At 74.4% G+C, this 5,604-nt stretch carries 4 protein-coding genes; 2 read left to right on the forward strand and 2 right to left on the reverse strand.

Annotation, left to right across the window (positions count from 1 at the left end):
* A partial coding sequence (locus ACIQOV_RS24880) for a DUF397 domain-containing protein (RefSeq protein WP_401051943.1) occupies nt 1-105 on the forward strand: 105 nt, incomplete at its 5' end.
* A gap of 107 nt (nt 106-212) precedes the next feature.
* On the opposite strand, the gene ACIQOV_RS24885 is transcribed toward ACIQOV_RS24880, so the two are convergent.
* Entirely contained in the window at nt 213-1,328 is a 1,116-nt protein-coding gene (locus ACIQOV_RS24885; RefSeq protein ID WP_401051935.1) for an ADP-ribosylglycohydrolase family protein, read from the reverse strand.
* Nucleotides 1,329-1,489: 161 nt separating this feature from the next.
* A complete protein-coding gene (locus ACIQOV_RS24890; protein WP_401051937.1) occupies nt 1,490-4,078 on the reverse strand; it encodes a bifunctional FO biosynthesis protein CofGH in 2,589 nt (862 codons plus the stop codon).
* A gap of 183 nt (nt 4,079-4,261) precedes the next feature.
* On the opposite strand from ACIQOV_RS24890, the gene ACIQOV_RS24895 reads away from it, so the two are divergent.
* Entirely contained in the window at nt 4,262-5,512 is a 1,251-nt protein-coding gene (locus ACIQOV_RS24895) for an outer membrane lipoprotein carrier protein LolA (RefSeq protein ID WP_401051940.1), read from the forward strand.
* The last annotated feature ends 92 nt before the right edge of the window (nt 5,513-5,604 follow it).

Genomic DNA, 5,604 nt, shown 5'->3' on the forward strand with positions numbered 1-5,604 from the left:
GACTCCAAGGACCCCCGGGGGCCCCAGCTGCGCTTCTCGGCCGATGCCTGGAACGCCTTCGCCTCGGCGGTGGGGGACGGCGCCTTCGGCGGCCTCCCGGACTGACCCTCCCGCCCGGTTCCGCACTCGGACCAGTTGCCCGTAGCGGCGGCCGTCGCCCCCCGGCGGCGGCCCGCGCTACGGGCAACTCCCGTTCCGGGGTCCCGGGTCGCTCAGCCCGTCACCGGGTAGCGGGTGGCCCAGTTGGCGCCATCCGGGGTCCGCCGGTCGTGCAGTTCGGTGCCGTGCACCAGCTCCAGCACGAAGTCGTCGGCGAGTTCGAGGATCGCCCCGCGCCCTTCCAGCCCGGCCAGCAGGCCCGGCGGCAGCGCGGTGTCTCCGTGCAGCGCCCCGAGCAGGTTGCCGCAGATCGCGCCGGTGGAGTCGCTGTCCCCGGAGTGGTTGACCGCGAGCAGCAGGCCCGAGCGCACGTCGTGGGCGACCAGGGCGCAGTAGACGCCGATCGCCAGCGCCTCCTCGGCCACCCAGCCCTCCCCCAGCGCCTCGACCCGGTCGGCGGACGGCTCGCCGGCCCGCACCGCGTCCAGGGCGGCCCGCAGCGCGGCGGTGGTCTCCTCGTGCGCCGGCCGCTCGGAGAGCAGGGCGAGCGCCAGGTGGACGCCCTCCTCCAGGGTGCCGCCGCGGGCGACGGACTGGACGATCACCGCGAACGCGCCCGCCGCGAGGTATCCGGTGGGGTGGCCGTGGGTGAGCACCGAGCACTCCACCGCGAGTTGGAACACCAGGCCCGGCTCCCAGGTGGTGAGCAGCCCGAAGGGCGCCGCCCGCACCACCGTGCCGCAGGCCTTGGAGTGCGGGTTCTTGGGGACCTCCAGGGTGCCGAGCCGCTCGGCGTGGGCCCCGCTGAGGCCCGACAGGCAGCCCTGTCCGGGGGCGCGCTGGGCGTAGAGCCACTCCTCGCGGCCGAGCCAGCCGAGGTCGGGGCGGCGCTCGTCGGGGCCCCAGTCGCGCTGGGTGGCGGCCCAGCGCAGGTAGGCCAGGTGGAGGTCGGTGGGCGGGTGCCAGCTGCCGGTGTCGCGCCGGATGTGGGCGCGGATCAGCCCGTCGACGGTGAAGAGGCTGAGCTGGGTGTCGTCGGTGACGGCGCCGGTGCGCCCGTACGCGGGGACGTAGCCGGTGACGCCCTGCGGGCCGTGCTGGGCCCGGATCTTCTCCAGCGACTCGAACTCGACGCCGGCGCCGAGCGCGTCCCCGACGGCACCGCCGAGCAGACAGCCCCGCACCCGGCTGCGGTAGTCCTGCTGCTGGGCGCGTGACCACAGTGGCATCACGACGGGGCGCCTTTCCTCGGGTGTGGGGTCCGCGCGTCGCTCGGCCGGGAGCGCGCCCTGGCACTGTATTCGAAGAGCCGATCGAATCGGCCCCTCCCCGGGAGTTCGGTGCCCCCGTCCCGGCCGCCGTGCGGGCGGCGGCCGGGACGGCACGGGTCTCAGTCCAGCACCGGCAGCAGCTCCGGCAGGTGCCCGTCCGAGGCCAGCGCCGCGGCCCGCCGCTCGGCCGGCACCTCGCCGTAGGTGGTGGTGCGCTGGCGGTGCGGGCGGCCCGCGGCCTCGGCGATCGCCTGGAGGTCGCGCACCGACTTGTAGCTGCCGTACGCCGAGCCGGCCATCCGCGAGATGGTCTCCTCCATCAGCGTGCCGCCGAGGTCGTTGGCGCCCGAGCGGAGCATCTCGGCCGCGCCCTCGGCGCCCAGCTTGACCCAGCTGGTCTGGATGTTGGGGATGTGCGGGTGCAGCAGCAGCCGGGCCATCGCGACCACCGCGCGGTTGTCCCGGGCGCTCGGGCCGGGCCGGGCGATGCCGGCCAGGTAGACGGGCGCGTTGGTGTGGATGAACGGCAGGGTCACGAACTCGGTGAAGCCGCCCGTCCGTTGCTGGATCCCGGCGAGCAGCCGCAGGTGGCCGAGCCAGTGCTTCGGGGTGTCCACGTGCCCGTACATCATCGTGGACGAGGAGCGCAGGCCCAGTTCGTGCGCGGTGGTGACCACCTCGACCCAGGTGGCGGCCGGCAGCTTGCCCTTGGTGAGCACCCAGCGGACCTCGTCGTCCAGGATCTCGGCGGCGGTGCCGGGGATGCTGTCCAGGCCCGACTCCTTGGCCCGCTGCAGCCAGTCCCGGATCGACAGCCCGGTGCGGGTCGCGCCGTTGACGACCTCCATGGGCGAGAAGGCGTGCACGTGGATGCCGGGCACCCGCTCCTTCACCGCGCGGGCGATGTCGAAGTAGGCGGTGCCGGGCAGGTCCGGGTGGATGCCGCCCTGCATGCAGACCTCGGTGGCGCCCACCTCCCAGGCCTGCGCGGCCCGGTCGGCGACCTGCTCCAGGGAGAGGGTGTAGGCGTCCGCGTCGGTGCGGCGCTGGGCGAAGGCGCAGAAGCGGCAGCCGGTGTAGCAGACGTTGGTGAAGTTGATGTTCCGGGTGACGCAGTAGGTGACGTCCTCCCCGACCGTGTCGCGGCGGACGTCGTCGGCGATCCGGCAGAGCGCATCCAGGGCCGGACCGTCCGCGTGGAACAGGGCCAGCGCCTGGTCGTCGGTCAGTCCGGTCGGGTCGTCGGCGGCCACCGCGAGGGCCTCCCGCAGGTCTCCGGCGAGGCGCTCGGGCGCGCCCTTCGCGAGCACCTGCTCGCGCAGCACCTCCCAGTCGCCGTACACGTCCTCGAAGTCGGCCCGGCGGTCGCCGGTGCGGCCCTCGGTGTCGATGGTGGCGTGCAGGTCGGTGCGGCCGTACGACACCGGCAGGTCCTCGGGCTCCTGCCAGGGCAGGCCGCGGACCACCGCGTCCGGGTCGGCCAGGCCGGTGGCCGGGTCGGCCAGGGCGCGGACGTGCGGCAGCACCCGCGGGTCCAGCCACGGTTCGCCGCGGCGCACGTACTCGGGGTAGACGGCGAGGCGCTCGCGCAGTTCGAAGCCGGCCGCCGCCGAGCGCTCGGCCAGCCGCTCGATCTGCGGCCAGGGGCGCTCGGGGTTGACGTGGTCCGGGGTGAGCGGGGAGACCCCGCCCCAGTCGTCGATGCCGGCCGCGATCAGCCGCTCGTACTCGCCGTCCACCAGGTTGGGCGGGGCCTGGAGGCAGGCGGCCGGGCCCATCAGGTGCCGGGCCACCGCCACCGTGGCCACCAGTTCGTCCAGTTCGGCGTCCGGCATGCCGCGCATCGCGGTGTCCGGCTTGGCCCGGAAGTTCTGCAGGATCAGTTCCTGGACGCCGTGGTAGGCGCGGGAGACCTTGCGCAGCGCGAACAGCGACTCGGCGCGCTCCTGGTACGTCTCGCCGATGCCGATCAGCAGGCCGCTGGTGAACGGGACGGAGCTGCGCCCGGCGTCCTCCAGCACCCGCAGCCGGACGGCCGGCTCCTTGTCCGGGGAACCGTGGTGCGGGCCGCCGGGCTCGCTCCACAGCCGGGTGGCGGTGGTCTCCAGCATCATGCCCATGGAGGCGGAGACGGGCTTGAGCCGCTGGAAGTCCGTCCAGCTCAGCACCCCGGGGTTGAGGTGCGGCAGCAGGCCGGTCTCCTCCAGGATGCGGATCGACATGGCGCGCACATAGGCGATGGTGTCGTCGTAGCCGTGCGCGTCCAGCCACTCGCGGGCCTCCGGCCAGCGGTCCTCGGGCTTGTCGCCGAGCGTGATCAGGGCTTCCTTGCAGCCGAGTTCGGCGCCCCGGCGAGCCACGTCCAGCACCTCGTCCGGGGACATGTACATCCCGTGGCCCTCCCGGCGCAGCCGGCCGGGGACGGTGACGAAGGTGCAGTAGTGGCACTTGTCGCGGCAGAGCCGGGTGAGCGGGATGAAGACGCTCTTGGAGTAGGTGATGACGCCGGGACGGCCGGCGGCTTCGAGGCCCGCGTCCCGGACCCTGGCGGCACTCGTACAGAGGTCCAGCAGGTCGTCGCCTCTGGCCTGGAGCAGCACGGCGGCCTCGGTCGTGTCGAGGGCGACGCCGTCCCGGGCGCGGCGCAGGGCTCGGCGCATCGCGTTCTCGGTCGGCGGGGTGCTGGCGTCCATGGCGGTTCCGTCCATGGCGCGACCCTACGCCAGGCGGTGGTACCGCGGGTGGAGACAACCCTGAGGCCGTCTCAGGGTCGGCGTACCCAAGAAGGTCAACCCGATCTGGCCCCACAGGGCGATGACGGCGGCGCCGCGGCGGCCTCTAATGGACGGGCAAGGCCAATCACACGTGTTCGCGGAGGAGTTGAGGACGCCATGACCAACGAGAAGGCGGCGGGGGACGATCTGGACGGCGGTGCGCCGTACCGCTCCCGGCGACGCGTCCTGATGCGCGCCGGGGTGCCGGTGGCGGTGGTCGCGGTGATCGCCGCAGGGGTGGGGCTGGTCCCGGCGCTGGCCGCCGACGGCGCGCCCGACCTGCCGACGCTGACGTCGGAGCAGCTGGTCGCCAAGGTGCTCGGGTCGGAGGCCCAGACGCTGTCCGGGACGGTGTCGATCAGCACCGACCTCGGGGTGCCCGGCCAGCTGCTCGGCGCGGCCGGCGGCCTCGGCGGGGCGGTCGGCGGGCACGGCGGTGACGGCCGGGGCTCCGCCGCGGACCCGCAGTCCAAGCTGCTCGGCCTGCTCGGCGGGGACCAGACGCTGCGGGTCGCGGTGGACGGCCCGGACCGCCAGCGGGTGGACGTGCTGGAGAACATGGCCGGCTACACCCTGGTCCGCAACGGCGACCAGGCCTGGGCCTGGGACAGCTCGTCCAACTCCGCGGTGCACATGACCGGGCGGGCGGCCGCCGCCGAGCAGCACGGCAAGGCGCCGCTGTCCGAGCTGCCGACCACCCCGCAGGAGGCCGCCAGGCAGTTCCTGACCGGGAGCGCCGGCACCACCTCGGTGACCGTCGCCGGGACGGCCAAGGTGGCCGGGCAGAACGCCTACGAGTTGAGCGTGAAGCCCACCCAGTCCGGCTCGACGCTGGCCGAGGTCCGGATCGCGGTGGCCGCCGACAACGGGGTGCCGCTGGCGGTGGCGGTGAAGTCCGTCGACGGCAGCACCGTGCTGAACGTCCGCTTCACCCAGGTGTCCTTCGCCAAGCCGGCCGACAAGACCTTCGACTTCTCCGCCCCCAAGGGCGCCATGGTGACGGAGCAGAAGGCCGGGGACGTGGCCAAGGGCGCGCCGGGCGACGCCCGGGAGCACCGGGGCACCGGGGCGCCCGAGGGCGTCGACGTGATCGGCGAGGGCTGGACGACGGTCGTCTCCACCCGGCTGCCCGACGCGGTGGACGGGGCGCCGAAGGGCGACGCCAAGGGCGGCAAGCACGGCGGCCGCGGGAACGGGGCGGCGCAGTCGCTGAACCCGCAGGCGATGGTGAAGTCGCTCGGCAAGCCGGTCGCCGGCGGCACCCTGGTGAGCACCAAGGTGCTCAACGTCCTGCTCACCGACGACGGCCGGGTCCTGGCCGGCGCGGTGACCCTGCCGGTCCTCCAGCACGCCGCCGGGGTGAACTGACGGATGACCAAGGCTCCCGTAACGGGGGACGTTACGGAGTCGGCCGGGGGTACGGGCGCGGTGCCGCGTCCGGCCCCCGCGCCCGTCCGATC

Origin of the sequence: Kitasatospora sp. NPDC091257 (assembly GCF_044757675.1) — a bacterium.
Taxonomy (GTDB): domain Bacteria; phylum Actinomycetota; class Actinomycetes; order Streptomycetales; family Streptomycetaceae; genus Kitasatospora; species Kitasatospora lactacystinica.

Excerpts from the sequence above, each read along its gene's own strand:
- ACIQOV_RS24885 (WP_401051935.1), bottom strand. The coding sequence starts at position 1,328 with ATGCCACTGTGGTCACGCGCCCAGCAGCAGGACTACCGCAGCCGGGTG.
- ACIQOV_RS24890 (WP_401051937.1), bottom strand. The coding sequence starts at position 4,078 with ATGGACGGAACCGCCATGGACGCCAGCACCCCGCCGACCGAGAACGCG.
- ACIQOV_RS24895 (WP_401051940.1), top strand. The coding sequence starts at position 4,262 with ATGACCAACGAGAAGGCGGCGGGGGACGATCTGGACGGCGGTGCGCCG.